The organism is Fischerella thermalis PCC 7521 (assembly GCF_000317225.1).
Taxonomy (GTDB): Bacteria; Cyanobacteriota; Cyanobacteriia; order Cyanobacteriales; family Nostocaceae; genus Fischerella; species Fischerella thermalis.
The window spans coordinates 22,935-42,311 of sequence record NZ_AJLL01000008.1; the positions used below are offsets into that span (position 1 = coordinate 22,935).

Here is a 19,377-nt window from a genome sequence, read left to right on the forward strand (position 1 = left end):
AGTTAACCCCCGTAGATTCTGGGACTTACACCTTTTTCCCTTACTGTTCATTGATAACTGATAAAATCCTGTTTATTTTCAATTCCCATTTAACCCCGACTTCCTATGAAAGAAATAGTCCTAGATGTTCGCGATTTACAGGTAGAATTTGCTGGTGATAGCAAAATCATCAAAGCTGTAGATGGAATTTCTTTTCAATTGCATCGAGGTGAAACTCTAGGCATAGTAGGAGAGTCGGGGAGTGGCAAATCAGTTACATCTCTAGCAATCATGGGTTTATTGCAGTCTCCGGGTAGGATAGCAGGCGGAGAAATTTGGTTTCGTGCCAATGAAAATAGTCAACCCATCAATTTGGTAGAGTTATCTCCTCAGGAAATGCAACTGCACCGGGGTGGCGATATCGCCATGATTTTTCAAGAACCGATGAGTTCGCTTAACCCTGTGTATACTATTGGATTTCAACTAACAGAAGCAATTTTACGACACCAAAATATTTCAGAAGCAGAAGCACGACACCAAGCGATCGCACGGCTGCAAGAAGTAAAATTGCTCCAAAGTGATGAAAAGATCCGACAGCATTATATTGACACCTGGCAACACTCATCTTTTGGTTCATCCAGCTTAGATGAACAAAAGCTACTCAAGTTAGTCAAGCAACATAAAGAAGCCATCCTAGAACGTTATCCTCATCAACTTTCCGGGGGTCAGTTACAACGGGTGATGATTGCGATGGCAATTTCCTGCAACCCCCTGGTATTAATTGCTGATGAACCAACTACCGCCTTGGATGTGACGGTGCAAGCAACTATTATTGATTTGCTGCGAGAATTACAGGTCAGTCGCGACATGGCGTTAATTTTTATCACCCACGACTTAGGCTTAATTGCCGAAGTAGCCGATAAAGTCGCGGTCATGTACAGAGGTAAAATTGTTGAATTCGATGACGCCAGCAAAATTTTTGCCAATCCTCAACATCCATATACAAAGGGTTTGGTAGCTTGTCGTCCTAAACTTAACCGCCGTCCCCACAAGCTTTTAACTGTTTCCGACTACATGAATGTCGAGGAAATACCAACGACGGGAGAAGTGATGATTCAGGGAAAAGAACCCACAGAACCCCCAGATGTCACGCCGGAAGAAATAGCGCAGAGATTAGCAAATTTAGAAAGCGAACCACCTCTACTCCAAGTTAAGGATCTTAAGGTTGGTTTTCCAATCAAGGGTATATTTGGCGGTACAAAACGTTATTACATGGCTGTGAATGGAGTTTCCTTTGATGTCAAAAAAGGAGAAACTCTAGGTTTGGTGGGAGAATCTGGTTGTGGCAAAACTACCTTAGGCAGAACTTTGTTACGCTTAATCGAACCGATGAGTGGTCAAATTATCTTTGAGGGACGAGATATCACAACCCTTAAAGGAGAAGCATTGCAAAAACTGCGACGGGAAATGCAAATAGTCTTTCAAAACCCATTTAGTTCCCTTGACCCCCGTATGAAGGTAGGGGACACGATCATGGAACCCTTGCTGATTCACTCCATTGGTAATACAAAGCAAGAAAGACAAAAACGTGCTGCTTATCTATTAGAACGAGTCGGCTTAAGCGCCGATGCTATGAACCGCTATCCGCATCAGTTTTCCGGTGGTCAACGCCAAAGGATTTGTATTGCTCGTTCTTTAGCCTTGAATCCTAAATTTATTATTTGCGATGAATCGGTTTCGGCGTTGGATGTATCAGTGCAGGCGCAGGTGCTGAATTTGCTCAAAGAATTACAAGATGAGTTTGGTTTAACTTACATCTTTATTTCTCATGACTTGAGCGTGGTAAAGTTTATGAGCGATCGCATTTTAGTTATGAATAGTGGTGAAATTGTCGAGCAAGGCATAGCAGAAGAAATTTACCGCGAACCCAAACAAGAATACACTCAAAAGTTAATTGCTTCGATTCCTACTGGTAGTCGCGATCGTATCCAACATCGCCAATTACGGGCAATGTAAAGTAAAGTAGGCTGTGTTACAGCTTTAGCCTGTCGTACAGTGTTATGTTGCCGTGTGTTAGACATTTTGATAATTTTTTGTTAGCAATCATTTGAAAATTCGCGCCCAATACACGCCACTACAAAATAGTGCCTCCAATCAAGTTTGCATAGCAAATTCTGTCGGTGCAATTCCCCAATTCGCCCAAGTAATTGCTTCTTGTGCAGATTGTACATTTGGTGGCACACGCAATACATGAATATATCCTGTGCTAGGACAAGTCATTTTTAATAAATAAATTGGTTCTATATCTACATCGTTCTCTATTTTTAATAATGTGTATTCTCGATAACGATCTAACTCAGATGCTTGTAATTGTTCGATAATACGAGCGTAGCCGATACCCTGAATCAATACTCGCCGCAGTTCGGCGTTATCTTCTTGCAATAACCATTGTGCTTGCCATTGTTGGGGGTGTAGCTTACCATATTTTTCTGGCAAAGTAATACCGTGGTAGGCGTAAAGGTTGTACCCGTCGGCAAATTCAATCGCAGTTTCACCTTCAGCGTGGAGGCGATTACTGCTGTCAAAGCACAGTTTGGTGGGGCGATCGCACACTACTGCTACTCTTTTATAAGGAAAAATCCAACCACAAGATTTAGCCAAAGATTGAAACAACTGCAATAACTCTTGATCAGCAGTGTAATTTAATGCAGATTTCCAAAATTCTAACCAACTGCAATAGCTGCAAAATGTAGCAGCAGGTATAAAGTTACCGTCATATTGTTTGCCCAATTCATTTTGCAGTTGATGATACAGTGCTGATAAATTTACTTCAATTTCTAACTCTACGAGATATCCTAAGTCAGTGTTTAACTGCTGTTCTAAAGATTTCATGTAAGAAAGAAATTGATAATACAATGTGGTGTGAATGTGTACATTAATATTATCGGGTCTTTGAATAGCAATAGGATCTTGATAATATCTTGCCTGAGCCGGAAATAACTTTAATATACGTAAACGTAATTGTAACAATCTCTGCACCAAGCTTGGAATAATTAAATTCTCACAGCTTGGTAAAGCTTTACTCATAGCCTCATAGGGGCTTTCACAAAATACTACTTCTGGTGTAGCAAGACCACAAAAAGCATAAACTTCTTTAACTGCCTCAGCTGCTTTTTTTCGGTCAACTCGCTGAGTTGAAAGAGCAATATTTCTCCACTTGCGTTGATAAATTGGAACTAAATTCTCCTGTTCTAGACTTAGTTTTGCAAATTGGTATGACATACTAAAATAGGTTTAGTTAATATGTTATATTTTCAAAGTAACTCCAACTTTACAAGTCTGCGGTAGTTTCTGTTAGCTTTTCACTATTGCAATAGTCGTAACTAATCGCTAAAAACAATCAAGAACATTGTTACTAAGTTAATAAAATCAGCATTCTTTACTTTCAACTGTCACATCAACAAAGATGATGGCTAAAATCGTATGTTCTATACAAAATAGATGACCTTAATCTCTAAGTTAGACTAGCATCTCTTAGAAAGTGATCATAATTATTACTATTACACAGTTAACTTAGAAATAACATTAATAATCATGAGAAGACAAGAGATATGCAACAATAAATATATACCTGGTATCAATCTTTATTTTTCCACAGACAAATAAAATAATTTCTTTCTGGTTAAGCCAATAGTAGTTAGAATGTGGATTTAAAGGCTTAGCTGGGTTAGAGCAGTCTAAAATTTTTACATTATAGCTATGGTGTATAAGAAACAACTAGTTTTCAGACGAATTTATTAAATATTTTTAAATACAAGTATTTTTTACATTTGTTAGAGAATTTGAGAAGATAGGCAATTTGTAATTACACGACCAAAATCAAGCTTAATATTTGTTAGTAGCTATAGAGCGATCGCTGATTTAACTTACCGTAACTTGTGTATATTTTGCTCCCAATTAGCCCCGTCAAAAGGTACAATTTCAAACTTTTTCACTACATCACCATCTAGACAACGGATGTTAACATCTATGCTGTCTGGATGACTGCGAGGAATATAAAAAGAGTGTATTCCACAAATGCAACAAAATTTATGCTGAGCAACTCCTGTATTAAATGTGTAAGTTGTTAATACATCATCGCCTTGGAGTAATGTAAATTTATCTTTTGGCACGATCAAATGCAGAAATCCTTTTTTTCTGCAAATAGAACAGTTGCAATCATCGGCTTTATGCCTATCAACTACAACTTGAAAACGTACCGCGCCACAATGGCATCCGCCTGTGTATGTGACTGATTCTTGGATATTGCTTGTCATGTGAATAGAGAAATGCTAGGTTTTAAGCATGTAAATTAGCTTGTTCTTGCAACCAAGGATCTACTGGTTGTCCGTCTTTGCGCCGCAATTCAATTTCTACTACCATCACTTCTTTAGAACCTGGAGGGGCAGGTTTTTTGTGGAAAATAATATCGTAATCTGCGGGATTATGATTACGCTCTTTCAACCATTCTTGTACTTTAGTTGTGGCAAAAAATGATTGCCCTTGTTCAAACATCTGGGTAATTTGCATTTGTAAAGAGTAAGGATTTAAACGACCCATTTTTTCCCGCCTTTTTGAAGTAATGTTAAAATTAGGACTTTGCCTTACTTTATTTTATCTCTGTTGTGATCTTAAACGGGTATTTTGAGATATTGCACCAGTTTTTGCGTCCGCCAAGAAATAAATTTCTTGGCTAATAGTTTAAGTCCACTCAAGTGGACTGTATTTACTAGTGGGAGTAAAACTTCTCCAAACTCAGCATATTCTCGAACCCACAACTATACTTTGGTTTGATGACATTCGGTTTTTTGAGTGTTAGTTCAATTCGCAGATATCAATATTAACTAACTAAGTAATAAATTGGCAGGCTATTTGCCTCCAAAAGATGAATCTTAACTCAAAGCGTTTCTTAATTCTGTTCTAGCACTTTCTCAGGTTTATGATAATTTATTAGTATCACTCTGCTAATAGAAAATTGTAGAGTTCGGTAAACATCATTACCGATATTTGAGCTATGGCAGTCAAAGTTAATCTGTCTACAGCAAAAGCCTAAAAACTTGCTAGTACGGCAACCTGCAATACTAAATTTATAAGGCGATCGCTACAATCAAAGCTAGAAAGCGAATTGGAGAGCTACCAGGATGCAAGTCACATATGATTCCGATAAGCGCAAATTGCTATCATCTCTGTGTCATGGAGCGATTTTCTTTAGTACAGCGTTGTTTTCAATTGGAGTTCCAATTGTAATTAACTTAATTTCCGACGATCCAGTTGTGAAAAGCAACGCCAAAGAATCAATTAATTTTCACTTGAATGTTTGGTTTTGGGGAACCGTCATCGGAGTCCCTATTGGAATTCTATCTTTCCTAACCTTTGGTATCGGCGGGATTTTGTTCTTTCCTGTTGTTGCTTTTGGTTTTCTATTGCACTGGGGACTGACAATCTGGGCATTATTAAAGTGTTTCAGCAATCCCGATGTACCTGTACATTATCCGTTTATTTTTCGACTCTTCTAATCGTTCCAGCTCAAGATCAAGTTTATTTTTGGAAAAGGGATTGAAATAAGCGTCCCTTTTTTTGTTTTAGGATGCGATCGCATTCTACCGTTGATCAAAATTCAAGAATTTCCTTAATCACACTCTTCAAGTCTTTTCCCGCAGGACGTTTAGCAAACTGTTCGTGATTATAAATCCACACCAGTTTAATTACACAGTCAATATTGTTAACCAAATACATCAATCTGACTTGTCCAGAAGCTCCTTTGGAAACCTTCAACTCCAAATTGTGAAAAGTCCATCCTTCAAGTAGCTGAATTTTCCCTGGTAAAGGTTCATGACGGGAATTTATTGGATATTGATCATCAATCAAATTTTCCAAAACTTCAGCAACAAGCTCAACAAAATCAACCCCTAGAGTTTTGGCTAGTTTTTGAATTATAATCGAAATTTGTTTATAGTACATTTTTACTATAAAATATGTTTGTCGCATACCAAAGACTTGTATAATCAGCAAGCTTTCACCAGCCTCAATCTCAGTTAGGGTTTCTCTTGGTGTCTTGGTGACTTTGTGGTGAAAAAGATAATCTTGAAACCACTAAGACACTAAGACACAAAGAGTACTAACACCAAGCGTATTTAGTTTTATCCTTAATTTGTACTCAATCAAAAATAAAGGATAGGTTAAGCTTTATCTAACCCAACGCTGACTTTAACTCGCCTTTGGCTTTCTCCAAAGCCTCTGGTAATTTACTTGCATTCCGTCCACCGGCTTGTGCCAAATTCGGTCTTCCACCGCCGCCACCGCCACAAATTTTGGCGATCGCACCGATAAATTTACCAGCTTGCAGTCCTTTCTGATTCACTTCCGGCGAAAAAGCAGCCACTAAACTAACTTTCCCGACTTCCGGGACAGAACCTAACACCACCGCCGCACCTGCACCAAGTTTTTGCTGCAAGCGTTCCGCCGCAGTTTTCAAAGACTCTGCGTCAACGTCTTCTAGCTGGGCGACGAGAATTTTATAATTGCCTACAGTTTCCACTGTTTGCAGGAGTTGATCAGATTTAACAATTGCCAACTGTGATTTGAGGTTTTCTAATTCCTTTTGGGTGTTTTTGAGTTCGTTTTGCAGAACCGTAATTCTGTCTGGTAACTCTTCTGGTTTAACTTTGAATCTGTCGCTTAAATCTTTGACTACCGTATCCCGGACATTTAAGTAGTCTAGTATAGCTGGGCCGGAAACCGCTTCGATTCGCCGTACCCCAGAAGCAACTCCAGCTTCCGAAATGATTTTAAACACACCAATCTCAGCAGTATTACTTACGTGAGTTCCACCGCACAATTCCATTGACACGCCAGGGAAATCAATCACGCGTACCTCGTCACCATATTTTTCGCCAAACATGGCGATCGCACCTTTCGCTTTTGCTTCTGCGATGGGCAAAATTGCTACTTTCGCAGAGTGCGCCTCAGCAATCCAAGTGTTTACCTGTTCTTCAATTTGCTGAATCTCCTCAGCAGTCAACGCCCGAGGACAGTTGAAGTCAAAGCGCAATCTGTCAAAGTCGACTAAAGAACCCGCCTGGGAGATCGAATCATCGACGATTTTCTTTAACGCCGCTTGCAGTAGGTGAGTGGCGGTGTGGTTAGCTTGGGCGCGACGGCGACAAGCGCGATCGATTTGGGCGGAAACAGTATCGCCGACTCTCAGTGTACCCCGTTCGATGCGTCCGAAGTGGACATGAAAATCTGATTCTTTCTTGACATCGTTAATAGTAACAACGACACCCTCACCACTTAGATAACCCTTGTCGCCAATTTGTCCGCCCGACTCTGCATAAAATGGCGTTTTGTCGAGGACTATTTGCACGTCTGTTCCTGCTTCTGCTTCTTCTTCAGCAATACCATTGACAAGTATCGCTTCCACTTTTGCAGTTGCTGTTGGTTGTGCGTAGCCCAAAAATTCCGTGGCGTGGATATGTTCTGCTAGTTTGTCGAGCGAACCTTGCACAGTTAAATCGATGGTTTCGTGGGCTTTTCTGGCGCGTTGTCTCTGCTTTTCCATTTCTGCATCGAAGCCAGCAACATCAATTGTTAAGTTGTTTTCTTGAGCAATTTCTTGAGTTAATTCTAAGGGGAAACCATAAGTATCAAACAATGTGAAAGCATCTTCACCGTTAATTTGGGTTTTGCCCTGTTGCTTCACCTGAGCAATAATTTCCTCAAGTAGCTTTTCGCCTCTTTCCAAAGTTTGTAAAAAGCGAGATTCTTCTCGTTGCAATTCTGCTTTAATGCTATTTTCCCGTTGGCGGAGATTGGGGTAAGCGTCTTCAGCGAGGGAAATGGCAACCTCAGCAACTTGGGGTGTAAAGACGTTACATGTAACGTCTTTACGGTAAATGCCAATTAAGCGTCCGTGTCGTACCAGACGCCGAATGAGACGCCGCAGCACATAACCTCGTCCGACATTGGAAGCGCGAATTTCATCAGCGATCATGTGGACGACGGCGCGAGTGTGATCGCCGATTATTTTGAGGGAAACTTGGTTTTTCTCGTCTGATTTATGGTAGTCAATACCAGCAATTTCTGCCGCTTTTTTAATAATCGGGAAAATTAAATCAGTTTCGTAGTTGTTGGGAACGCTTTGAAGAATCTGCGCCATCCTCTCTAAACCCATGCCGGTATCAATGTTTTTGTTGGCAAGGGGTGTGAGATTGCCTTCTGCATCACGGTTGTATTGCATGAAGACGAGGTTGTAAAACTCGATGAACCGAGTGTCGTCTTCTAAATCTATATTGTCGTTGCCTTGTTCTGGATGGAAATCATAGTATATTTCTGAACAGGGACCACAGGGGCCGGTGGGGCCAGATGCCCAGAAGTTATCCTCTGCACCCATGCGTTTGATGCGCTTTTCAGGGACGCCGATTTTATCCCGCCAGATGGCGTAAGCTTCGTCATCTTCTTCGTAGACGCTGACAACTAGGCGTTCTGGGGGTAATTTAAAGACAGTTGTAGAGATTTCCCAACCCCAAGCGATCGCCTGTTCTTTGAAATAGTCACCAAAGCTGAAGTTACCCAACATTTCAAAAAACGTATGATGCCGTTTGGTACGGCCGACGTTTTCGATATCGTTGGTGCGGATGCATTTTTGGGAAGTCGTCGCCCGTTTGAACTCTGGTGTGCGTTGTCCTAAAAATATCGGTTTAAATGGTAGCATCCCCGCGATCGTCAGCAGTACTGTTGGATCTTCTGGAACGAGGGAAGCACTTGGGAGAATCTGGTGTCCCCGTTGGGCATAGAAGTCAAGGAATAAGGCGCGTATTTCGTTACCGCTGAGGTAGTGGGGATGAAAAGACATGGGTTATTACACTAAGACTAGGGAGTTAGAGAACTGTTAGTTGTTGGTTGTTGGTTGTTGGTTGTTGGTTGTTTAACATCATCCCCAAACCACTAACCAATGTACAGACGCGATGTTCCTCACGTCTCTACCAACCACTAACTAGTCTCTCTTACAGAAAAAGTATGCCGCAGAAAAGGACTTCTGTGCCACTAACTACGTAAGACTTCTGAAGGAGGATTTACTTGTTCAGTGTAATTGCATAACTAACTTGTGACAAAGTTGCTGTCAAATGTGCCGCTATATGAAGCTGCACATTTTCCTGACTTTAGTAGGATGAGGAGTTTAAGTTTGTTCCATAAAATAAAAATCTCAAGATTGTAGTATTTTTACGTACCGAGGTTGTTCATGGCCCTGAAATTAACCGTCCCAAATATATCTTGTGAGGATTGTGCCAGTACAATTGTAGAATCTATCCACACAATGGAACCTGATGCAAAAGTCGCGGTGGATGTCAAAGGTAAAACTGTAACCGTAGAATCCGCAGCATCAGAAGAGTCTATTAAACAAGCAATTGTTGCAGCTGGATACACTATTGAAGGCTATCAATAATAACTAAAAATTCGGATTAACCTTGTCCCATCAAGGAACTATCGGTCAAAGAAATAAGGAGGAAAGATTAAGCGGGTAGAAATATTCTTTACCCTACTCTTACAAAATTATCTTTTGCAAGTTGTTAATTCTTTTTACCTTCTTTAATTTTATTTCTGTAATTCTTCTAAATTATGATTTTTGAATTGTTTGTTGATTCGTAGGCAATAATTCCTTGATGGTACAAGCCCCCTGAAAAATCTGTAGGTTCGATCCAAAATCTGTTTTGAAAATAAGGCACAGGAGCCAGTGCGGTAGACGGGTCTCCCAGCAAAAACTACCTGGCGTGGCAGATGACAGAATTTCGTTGTGCCAAAACAGCAGCGTGAATGACTGTCTTGAAAAGCTTACCCACCCTTAGGAAACTCACTGATCCTCCGGGGGATTAACCTCGACGAGAACCGCCTGTTTTTCGCGCTGCTTTATCAAGTAAAGTGCGTCTACAAATTTTTGACAAAATTCACACTTGTTTGATACCGAAGTGATAGATATACTCTCTTTCTAAAGGAAATTAAGTACGTAATGGTTTTTACGGAAAATTTCATCAAATTATTCATGCTCTTGATGCCAGTACAATAATACCTGAAACTTATACTGAGGAAGTGATTGCATGTTCAAGAATAGTAATTCATGTAATTTTATTATCACCGTAGAATTTTGGATAATAGACTCCAGGAAATTACAGTAATACTTTTATACTTAAAAAGATTATTCAGTATTTATACTGTTTGAAATTAAGGTTATCTGGGCAGAAATTAGGTATCAGAAATTTTAACTCTAGACACTGTAGTAAAGATTAGTATTTTAAGGAGATAAACATTGAAAATCGCTTGTAGTTCGGACAACGAGACAATAAAATGAGGGGTAATACCCCTAGCTAAATATGTAGGTATTTATAGTAAAGAGAGTAAACCTGAATAGGGTTCACTAAAACCATTCCCTCAAAGTTAAAATGGGGCAAAAAGCAAAACAATGAAGATTTCTATTCTGATCTTTGGAAGTGATAACTTTATCGCCAAGCTTCCAGATCAGATCCATGATGCAAACTCTTTTAATTTAGAAGTTATCACTAATCTTAATCAGGCGATATCTCGCATTCAAATTACGCCGCCCGATATATTAATTGTCCAGACAAGCTGTGATGGCAGCATGGAACTCTGTTATTGGTTAAAAGAACAAACAAAATTATCTTGGATCTACTGTATTCTTTTGGAGGATCGCTCTCAATTACTTCTTGATAGAAGTAGGTATGGCAGAGAGTGGGAATTAGAAATGACTTCGATCGCCCTTAGGGAAGGGGCTGATGCTTATATATGGCTACCTCTAGAAGAAACAGATTCTACCTCAGCAGAGTTAACCGCTAGCCAAAACTTGTTGCTAGCACAGTTAACTATTGGTTTGCGAAAAGCACAGAAATACCGTGATTTGATCCGGACAAATGATTTGTTGTTAGCGATCGCTTTAGCTGATTCACTGACAGAATTGAGTAATCGTCGGGCTTTAGAGTGGGATTTACCCAGACAAATCCAAAAAGCCCGTACTAATGGCACTCCTTTGAGTTTGATTATTTTAGATGTTGATTATTTTAAAAAAGTTAACGATTCTTATGGTCATTTAGTTGGCGATCGCCTTTTACAGTTATTATCCAACCGACTGCGGCAAAATCTCCGATATCAAGATACTGCTTTTCGTTATGGCGGAGAGGAATTTGTGATTATTCTCAGCCACACAAGTTGCGATGAAGCAGTAGTGGTGGCGCGTCGTCTCAATCGTATAGTCAGCGAACAGCCATTTGCAATCAACAATCAACTCTCAATCAACATCACCATTAGCTTGGGAACAGCTTGTCTGCGAATGGAAGATGATGTTAACGGTATCAGCCTGTTGAACCGCGCTGATCAATGTTTATTGCAAGCTAAAGCGGCTGGACGTAACTGTGTAATTAGCTATGAGAAGTACTTTTCTCACCATACCTCCCATCTCCGGGTAGTTTCTTCTTAAAAAATTTTATAATTTCTCGTCAATAATTTTTACGCATTCTGCTACTGTAGCCTTCTGTCGCATCGCATCTACCAAAGCTTGATAAGCCGACCAATTTTCTTGCAGGAGGGTTTTAGCTTGCAACGCACAAAAACGTTGTTTTTGTTCGCAAGCAGACGCAGAAAAACCCAAACTCTTCAAAACGCCTGCTAATTTGCTTTTATCATCAGCTCCACCTTCAGCATTTTCATATACTAAAGTTTCAGCAGTAATACCCGCCATCCATACAGTACAGTAACGGTCTAGCATTTGGGCGGTTAGCTTACCCCATTCTAGTTGAGATGCTAACTCAGCATCATCAAAACTGACACCGCCTTGTCCTGGTTGTTTTTGCTTCCAAGCTTCCCAAGCACTGAGGGTATAGCCGATGACGGGAATACCCAACAGATACGCAACCAAAAAATGTCCAGCTTCGTGATGAATGATGCGTTCTCTGTGTTTCGGTGAAAACCCCGCTACCCAATCTAAAAATATAGTTCCCCCCTTACCTTGCAAGCCGAAAGAATCGAAAGTGGCTATCCCCAAAATCGTGAAAGTCGCAAGCGCTGGTACGGTGGGCGATAAATTAAACATTGACCCCAGTAGAGTCGAAAGGGTCATGAGAAAGACAAAAATTGCAACTAAATTCAGGGCGGTTTTGCTCATACTAGACTGAAATCTTGCTGCTTAACATTTCTTAATTTCATTATGAAGCGATCGCAGCAACTCTAAGTAGATCGGCAAAATTAAAGTTAACTCAATGGTCAATGGTTAGTAGTTAGTGGTTGGTTATTCCCCATACTCCACCCTACGGGAAGCCACGCAGAGCGCGTCTACACACTCCACGCACTCCGGGGTACTGCCAAGATGTAAAAACAATCTTACAATGCAACCAGTTTGTAGTTGGGGTTTTATGCTATTTCAATTTACTGACGCACTTGTAACTTTCGCATCTTTTGAATTTGAAAGATTAGTTAGTTTTTATACTAATCTTTTTAATCAAAAACCCGAACATATCATATCTAATGTCTATGCTGAGTTCCAACTACCTAGTTTAAAATTAGGAATATTTAAACCAAAACCAACCCATTATTTAGAATTTGAGTATTCAACTAAAAGCAAAATTAGCTTGTGTTTAGAGGTGAGAAATTTAGAGGATGCGATCGCTCATTTAACAGCTTTAGGCTATCCCCCACCAGGGGAAATCATCATTGCATCCCACGGTAGAGAAATTTATGCTTATGACCCTGATGGCAATCGTTTGATTTTACATCAGTCTGAACTCAAAAAAGGGATGTAGGGGAGTAATACCATTTCACAAAATTATTGATACAAATCCTCTCCCCTGTCTTCCTTGTCCTCCTTGTCTCCTAGTCGCTAAATTTATCAAACTTATAGTGAAACGGTATAAGGATGTAGGGGTGTAAGAAAAGCGAAATTTTGATTTACCCTAATGTACACGAATTTATTTCGTGGAAAAGATCATAAGATTTGTATCAAGCTAAAAGTACAACGAGTCTACTTAGCATCCTAAGAACGAAATCCCATTATTTATAGGGTTTCCCTTTTGCCTTCTCATTAATAACTAATGTCAAAAGATAAGAAAAATGGGTATAAATCAAAACTATAAATTAAATTTGATTCAGTGGTATCCCGGTCACATTGCCAAAGCTGAAAAAAACCTCAAAGAACAACTCAAGCTTGTAGATGTGGTGCTAGAGGTACGGGATGCCCGCATTCCTTTGTCAACCTTCCATCCCCAGATACCACAATGGATAGGGAATAAAAAACGGTTGTTGGTGTTGAACCGCTTAGATATGATTTCTGAGCAAGTACGCCAGTTGTGGGCAGACTGGTTTAAACGCCAAGGTGAACAAGTTTTTTTTACCAATGCCCAACAAGGTCAAGGAGTCACGGCGGTATCAAAAGCAACCCAAGCTACTGGTGTGGAACTCAATCAAAGAAGACGCGATCGCGGTATGTTACCCCGCCCAGTCCGGGCTGTGGTAATTGGTTTTCCTAATGTTGGCAAGTCAGCTTTAATTAATCGCTTGGTGGGACGGCGAGTAGTGGAGAGTGCAGCGCGTCCTGGGGTGACTCGTCAATTGCGTTGGGTGCGAATTTCCGAAGACTTGGAATTACTGGATGCTCCTGGTGTAATTCCTGCTAAGTTAGAAGATCAAGAAGCGGGATTGAAATTGGCTGTTTGTGACGATATTGGTGAAGCAGCTTACGATAATCAATTAATAGCAGCAGCATTCGTAGATTTAGTGAATGAACTTTATGCGATCGCGCCTGATGTGTTACCAGAGAATCCTTTGCGATCGCGCTATGATCTCGATCCTACATCTTCCACAGGCGAATCATACTTGCACAACTTATCAGAATTACGTCATAAAGGTGATGTCGAACGAACTGCACGCCAAATCTTAACTGATTTTCGCAAGGGATTTTTGGGTACACTTCCCTTGGAACTTCCGCCAAATTGATGGGAAAGTTGCAAAATTAATTAAAATCACAGCTAAATTTAAGTATGATGTAAAACTTTTATCTGTTTAATTACTAAGTTATGTAAAGCACTAATCCAAACGCAGAGATCGCAACCAGTGCAGGAACCACAGCGCTGAATTCAAATTGTCTGGTTTTGAAAGTTTGTAAACAATGTATGGGAATGACCAGGGGCCAGCAGATAATTGCGATCGCCAACAACACTAAAGATAAAAATTTATCCTCAGGAGAATCGACGGGATGGCGCAAATTAAATCTCAACCAGTTAATCAAAAAATAGCAGGTCATCAGTAGGTAACTAATAACCAAAGACAATTGAATCTTGTTCACCTTAAGCTCTCCTTTCATCTCTCAGATTCAGCAAAAATGAATTTGATTAATTCATGACATACAATTGTTGATATTATGTGTTCAAAAAAATGCTGTTACCTTTATCACTTACGCTTCAGCTAAAACTTTTATTCGTAGATAAATGTTAATGGAATCACTCATATAGATAAATCAGTACTTATACCGAATTTTGATTGCTATAGATTGAATTAGCAATGATACCATACTCATCATAACAAGCATGTTACACATCATATATTCTGTAAATAATTTTTGATTTTTTCCTCATACTGTAGCAACCGATTTGATTCCTGAAAACTCCTAAAGACAGGGAACTCTTAAAAAGGGACACTTAACAAGAAACAAGGAATGAACGCCTACTGAGTTTTTTTTCAAAAATTGCATAGCAGTCTGAGGTTCTCAATACTGCTGTAACAAAAGTGCAATAGTTTCTGTAAGCTGGTAGAAAAGTGTTCTTGCTGCTGTTACATCATCAATAAACTGCCACTCTTCATCTCTTGTACATGCCTAATATTTGGGTATAGTGATTGATTTTTTGACTAATAATTTACAAATATTGCATATGAGTTACAGTTAAGTATCTTAATAGCATAATATGCGTATCAATTCAATTTGAAGGTAAAGAGATTTGAAAAATATAAAAATTTTCAAGTCAATTACATAGGGCATTATGCAGAAAAACTTGCTTACTTTAATTCATCAAGGGAAGATACCTGAAAACATAAACATTATATTTAAGCCCCTCTCCGCGTCGGAGAGGTGTAGGGGTGAGGTTCCGTCAAACTCACGTATGTTTTAAAAACGAACATCGTGCAAGGCGATGAACACATGTAGATAGTTGATTGATTACTATTTCTTCAATGTAAAAAAGAATGTACTACCTACACCTAACTCTGATTCCACCCAAACTTCGCCTCCATACATTTCTATAATTTTTTTAACGATAGCAAGTCCGATTCCGGTACTATTTGGGTTTTTATGATCGGTTAGTTTTTGAAAAATTTTAAATATTCGTTCAAAATGTTGTTTTTCAATCCCAGGGCCGTTATCTGTGATACTTATTTGCCAATATCCATTCTTTTCAGTACAAGCAATTGTGATCTTACCTTGTGGCTTGTCTATGAATTTGATGGCGTTACTCAATAAGTTTTGAAATACTTGTTCTATCCGAGTTTTTTCAAATTTAATTACAGGTAATTGGTTAGCTATTTCGATTTGGATATTTTCGATTGGTTGGAGTAATTCAATTACTTCTGTGACTACATCATTTAAATTTACTCGTCTGCTCTCTTCTTTAATACGTCCAACTCGTGAGTATTCTAAGATTGCATCTATTAAATTATGAATTTTGTGGACTCTAAAAATTAACAGATTAATTAATTCTTTACCTTCATGATCAAATTTATCTGCATAATCAGCTAATAACCATTCTGATAACGAACTAATTCCTCTGAGCGGTGCTTTTAAATCATGGGATACTATATAGGCAAAATCGTTTAACTCTTTATTGGTACTTTCTAATTCTTTTACCAACAATGCCATTTTCTCTTGAGACTGCTGACGTTGGGTAACTTCTTGCTGGAGTAGTTCATTCGTTTTGGCAAGTTCAGCTGTACGTTGTTCAACTAATTCTTCTAAATTTTCTTTATATTCACGTAACTCACGTTCTACGCGCTTGCGTTCGATAATTTCGTTTTGTAAAGCGTTATTCGCCGCTTCTAGTTGTGCTGGACTAGGAAGCGCAAGTGCTTGGGGAACTAGAGGTATTAAGGTTAAAGCAGTATAAAACGAAACTATAGCCGTGACAGCTTTAATGGTACCTGATAACCAATAGTCAGGATGCCATAGCGTCCATACACCCATAATATGAGTAGTGCCACAAGAGATAATAAAGGCCCCAAATAAAATAAATAGACTCTTGAATGGCACATCTTGCCTTTTACGGACAAAATAAATTAGTGTCAGTGGAATTGAGAAGTAAGACAGAGCAATAAGCGAATCTGTTAAGATATGCAGCCATACTAACTCCAGCTTCCATAGATAACAATGACCGTGGGGTATAAAATTCCCACTGTAAAAAAAAACTACTAATAAATTCCACTGTATTATCTCCGGTACATTTGAGTTCATGCACCATATAAAAAGTGATAGTTCGTCTATTTTAAGGAATATTTTTTGTCAAAATAAACAAGTTAGCGTGAAAAAATATATTTCGCGTGATGATTGTTAATGTTGTACCAGACGTGCCATGGCACATCTGTACATTGGTTAGTGGTTGGTTGTTATTAGTAGTTAACAACCCTTGACCCTTAACCTATTAACTAATTACTATTGATTATTGACACTTGACTAATGACTATTGACTTTCTCAGTCACCTCAACCCCAGTCAGCGCCGCGCTGTTGAACACTTTTGTGGCCCTTTGCTAGTTGTTGCTGGTGCAGGTTCCGGCAAAACACGAGCGCTTACTTATCGCATTGCTAATCTGATTTTGCAACATCGTGTCGATCCTGAAAATATCCTGGCAGTGACTTTCACCAACAAAGCTGCACGGGAAATGAAAGAACGTATTCAAAAATTATTTGCCGAACAATTGGCGATCGCAGAATTTGGTGAGCGTTTTGACTTACTGCCAGAATACGATCAAGTCAGATTAAAATCCCGAGTTTGGCGTTCTTATATCAAAGAATTGTGGTGTGGGACTTTCCACAGTTTGTTTTCTCGGATTCTCCGCTTTGATATCGAAAAATACCAAGATGAAAAAGGACGTCGTTGGAATCGTAATTTTTCTATTTTTGATGAATCTGACGCCCAAAGTCTGGTGAAAGAAATCGTCACTAAGCAGTTAAACTTAGACGATAAAAAATTTGAACCACGTTCGGTACGCTACGCCATTAGCAACGCCAAAAACAAAGGTTTATCACCCCAGGATTATGAGAGGGAACAACCAAATTACCGAGGAAGAGTGATCGCGGAAGTTTATAGTAAATATCAAGATAGGCTGGCAGAAAATAATGCCTTAGATTTTGATGATTTAATTCTCGTACCTGTAAAATTGTTTCAGCAAAACGAGCAGGTATTGGGTTATTGGTATCACAAGTTTCGCCATATTTTAGTAGATGAGTATCAAGATACTAATCGGACTCAATATGATTTGATTCGGTTATTGGTGACCCATGGTGAAACAAATAAGAATAATTGGGATTGGCGCGATCGCTCGGTTTTTGTTGTTGGTGACGCTGACCAATCAATCTATTCTTTTCGGATGGCTGACTTTACTATTTTGCTTGAGTTTCAGCAAGACTTTGGTGATGGTTTGCCGGATGAAGATACCAGGACAATGGTAAAACTAGAAGAAAATTATCGCTCCTGTGAAAATATTCTCCAAGCTGCCAACCAATTAATTGAAAATAATACCCAACGCATTGATAAAGTTCTCCGCGCTACCAGAGGTGCAGGTGAACAGATTTATTTTTTCAAAGCTGATGATGAAATTGCGGAAGCCGAATTTGTGATCAATCAAATTCGCAATTTAGAAAGAGAAAACCCGGAATTAAACTGGGGAAGTTTTGCTATACTTTATCGCACCAACGCCCAATCTCGCCCCTTTGAGGATCTTTTAGTCCGCGCCCAAATTCCCTACACCGTTGTCGGTGGGTTAAAATTTTATGACCGCAAAGAAATTAAAGATGTACTCGCCTATTTAAGAGTGATCGCTAACCCCGCGGATACAGTCAGTTTATTACGGGTAATCAACACTCCGCGCCGGGGAATCGGTAAAGCGACAATTGACAACTTAGTTGGTGCTGCTCAAGAATTAGGCACGACTTTGTGGGAAATACTGAGCGACGAAACATCAGTTAATACCTTATCTGGGCGTTCTGCCAAGTCTGTAAATAACTTCGCAGCCATGATTAGCCGTTGGCAAGCAGAATTAGCAACCGTGCCAGCTTCCCAGATTTTACAAGGTATATTAGAAGACTCTGGATATGTGCAAGACTTAATGAGCCAGGGAACAGATGAAGCAGAAGACAGAGTCCAAAACGTCCAGGAATTGTTTAACGCCGTACGCCAATTTGAAGAGGAAAACGAAGAGGTTTCTTTGGGAGATTTCCTTGCTAGTGCTGCTCTGAGTTCCGATTTAGATAATCTCAAAGAAGGACAAGCAGCTGTTTCCCTGATGACTCTCCACGCTTCTAAGGGGTTAGAGTTTCCTGTGGTGTATATGGTGGGGTTAGAACAGGGACTATTTCCTAACTATCGTTCCATGAACGATCCCTCAGCTTTAGAAGAAGAACGCCGTTTGTGTTATGTGGGGATTACTCGCGCCCAAGAAAGGTTATTTCTCTCCCACGCCCGGGAACGCCGCCTTTATGGAAATCGGGAACCCGCAGTGCGATCGCAATTCCTCGACGAATTACCAGAAGAATTATTAGTTACCCATCGTCCGGGTAGAGTTGCTTACAGCAAAACTGCCAACGGTAGCGTTCCACAACGCGCAACAAAAGCCAGACAAAGCGTTGAGGAAAAATGGCAAGTAGGCGATCGTGTCTTGCACAAAATCTTTGGCGAAGGTGAAATTACACACGTCTTTGGTTCTGGGAGAAAAATTTCTGTAGCGATTAAGTTTGATCAACTTGGTCAAAAAATTGTTGATCCTCAAGTTGCACAGTTACAACGGGTGGATTAGGGGAGTGCGAGGATGCAATATGGAAAAACTAACTCCAGTAATTCTAGTTTTATGACGTTTCTGGTCGTACACCACACAAGCGTTTAAAGTCTTCTGGTTTCAAGCTTTTTACTGGTTCGTATGTCATCAATACTACCCAACTCTATCCTACTTGTTCCATGCATCTAGGACTTTTGCAAGAGGTCTAATTGTAATAGCGAATGGTTTTAATCGGAACTCCGCTGAGAGATGTTACCTGACCAATCAACAGCATGTTCTTTCTAGGTTTAATACACTTTAATTACTGCATGTGTATAAATCTGTATAAA

15 protein-coding genes are annotated in these 19,377 nt (G+C 39.7%); 7 read left to right on the forward strand and 8 right to left on the reverse strand.

Annotation, left to right across the window (positions count from 1 at the left end; all coding sequences use genetic code 11):
• The first annotated feature begins 105 nt into the window (after positions 1–105).
• Positions 106–1,995: an ABC transporter ATP-binding protein gene (locus tag UYK_RS0101835; protein ID WP_009455389.1), complete on the forward strand. Its 1,890-nt coding sequence runs from the start codon at positions 106–108 to the stop codon at positions 1,993–1,995.
• Positions 1,996–2,133: 138 nt separating this feature from the next.
• On the opposite strand, the gene UYK_RS0101840 is transcribed toward UYK_RS0101835, so the two are convergent.
• From UYK_RS0101840 to UYK_RS0101850, 3 genes are all read right to left on the reverse strand, one after another.
• On the reverse strand, positions 2,134–3,261 hold the full coding sequence (locus UYK_RS0101840) for a DUF6745 domain-containing protein (protein ID WP_009455390.1): 1,128 nt from the start codon (positions 3,259–3,261) through the stop codon (positions 2,134–2,136).
• A 644-nt stretch (positions 3,262–3,905) separates the two neighbouring features.
• Entirely contained in the window at positions 3,906–4,295 is a 390-nt protein-coding gene (locus tag UYK_RS0101845; RefSeq protein ID WP_016870810.1) for a GFA family protein, read from the reverse strand.
• A 22-nt stretch (positions 4,296–4,317) separates the two neighbouring features.
• Complete coding sequence (locus UYK_RS0101850; protein ID WP_009455393.1) at positions 4,318–4,578, reverse strand: hypothetical protein; 261 nt, start codon at positions 4,576–4,578, stop codon at positions 4,318–4,320.
• Between the two features lie 581 nt (positions 4,579–5,159).
• Here UYK_RS0101850 and UYK_RS0101855 point away from each other — a divergent pair.
• Positions 5,160–5,534: a DUF4870 domain-containing protein gene (locus UYK_RS0101855; protein WP_009455395.1), complete on the forward strand. Its 375-nt coding sequence runs from the start codon at positions 5,160–5,162 to the stop codon at positions 5,532–5,534.
• Between the two features lie 94 nt (positions 5,535–5,628).
• Here UYK_RS0101855 and UYK_RS0101860 read toward each other — a convergent pair whose 3' ends face one another.
• Both UYK_RS0101860 and alaS read right to left on the reverse strand, forming a co-directional pair.
• A complete protein-coding gene (locus UYK_RS0101860) occupies positions 5,629–5,979 on the reverse strand; it encodes a hypothetical protein (protein WP_026086331.1) in 351 nt (116 codons plus the stop codon).
• A gap of 229 nt (positions 5,980–6,208) precedes the next feature.
• Positions 6,209–8,872 carry an alanine--tRNA ligase gene (alaS, locus tag UYK_RS0101865; RefSeq protein WP_009455399.1) on the reverse strand — a complete coding sequence of 888 codons (2,664 nt, stop codon included), beginning with the start codon at positions 8,870–8,872 and terminating at the stop codon, positions 6,209–6,211.
• A 387-nt stretch (positions 8,873–9,259) separates the two neighbouring features.
• Here alaS and UYK_RS0101870 point away from each other — a divergent pair, with 387 nt between their 5' ends.
• Positions 9,260–9,463: a heavy-metal-associated domain-containing protein gene (locus UYK_RS0101870; RefSeq protein ID WP_009455403.1), complete on the forward strand. Its 204-nt coding sequence runs from the start codon at positions 9,260–9,262 to the stop codon at positions 9,461–9,463.
• Between the two features lie 1,011 nt (positions 9,464–10,474).
• Positions 10,475–11,503, forward strand: coding sequence for a GGDEF domain-containing protein (locus UYK_RS0101875; RefSeq protein ID WP_016870815.1), 1,029 nt, complete (start codon positions 10,475–10,477; stop codon positions 11,501–11,503).
• 6 nt (positions 11,504–11,509) lie between these two features.
• On the opposite strand, the gene UYK_RS0101880 is transcribed toward UYK_RS0101875, so the two are convergent.
• Entirely contained in the window at positions 11,510–12,187 is a 678-nt protein-coding gene (locus UYK_RS0101880; RefSeq protein WP_009455405.1) for a hypothetical protein, read from the reverse strand.
• Between the two features lie 247 nt (positions 12,188–12,434).
• Here UYK_RS0101880 and UYK_RS0101885 point away from each other — a divergent pair, with 247 nt between their 5' ends.
• Together UYK_RS0101885 and ylqF are read left to right on the forward strand one after the other, a co-directional pair.
• Positions 12,435–12,821: a VOC family protein gene (locus UYK_RS0101885; RefSeq protein ID WP_026086332.1), complete on the forward strand. Its 387-nt coding sequence runs from the start codon at positions 12,435–12,437 to the stop codon at positions 12,819–12,821.
• A 307-nt stretch (positions 12,822–13,128) separates the two neighbouring features.
• The gene (gene ylqF, locus UYK_RS0101890; protein ID WP_009455407.1) at positions 13,129–14,010 is read left to right on the forward strand and encodes a ribosome biogenesis GTPase YlqF; all 882 of its coding nucleotides are present in this window, start codon (positions 13,129–13,131) and stop codon (positions 14,008–14,010) included.
• A 73-nt stretch (positions 14,011–14,083) separates the two neighbouring features.
• Here the strand turns inward: ylqF and UYK_RS0101895 are convergent, their stop codons facing one another.
• Both UYK_RS0101895 and UYK_RS23970 read right to left on the reverse strand, forming a co-directional pair.
• Positions 14,084–14,359 (reverse strand): hypothetical protein, encoded by a 276-nt coding sequence (locus UYK_RS0101895; RefSeq protein WP_026086333.1) that lies wholly within the window; start codon positions 14,357–14,359, stop codon positions 14,084–14,086.
• An 870-nt stretch (positions 14,360–15,229) separates the two neighbouring features.
• Positions 15,230–16,510: a sensor histidine kinase gene (locus UYK_RS23970; protein ID WP_235182297.1), complete on the reverse strand. Its 1,281-nt coding sequence runs from the start codon at positions 16,508–16,510 to the stop codon at positions 15,230–15,232.
• 222 nt (positions 16,511–16,732) lie between these two features.
• On the opposite strand from UYK_RS23970, the gene pcrA reads away from it, so the two are divergent.
• The gene (gene pcrA, locus UYK_RS0101905; RefSeq protein ID WP_009455410.1) at positions 16,733–19,069 is read left to right on the forward strand and encodes a DNA helicase PcrA; all 2,337 of its coding nucleotides are present in this window, start codon (positions 16,733–16,735) and stop codon (positions 19,067–19,069) included.
• Positions 19,070–19,377 lie beyond the last annotated feature (308 nt).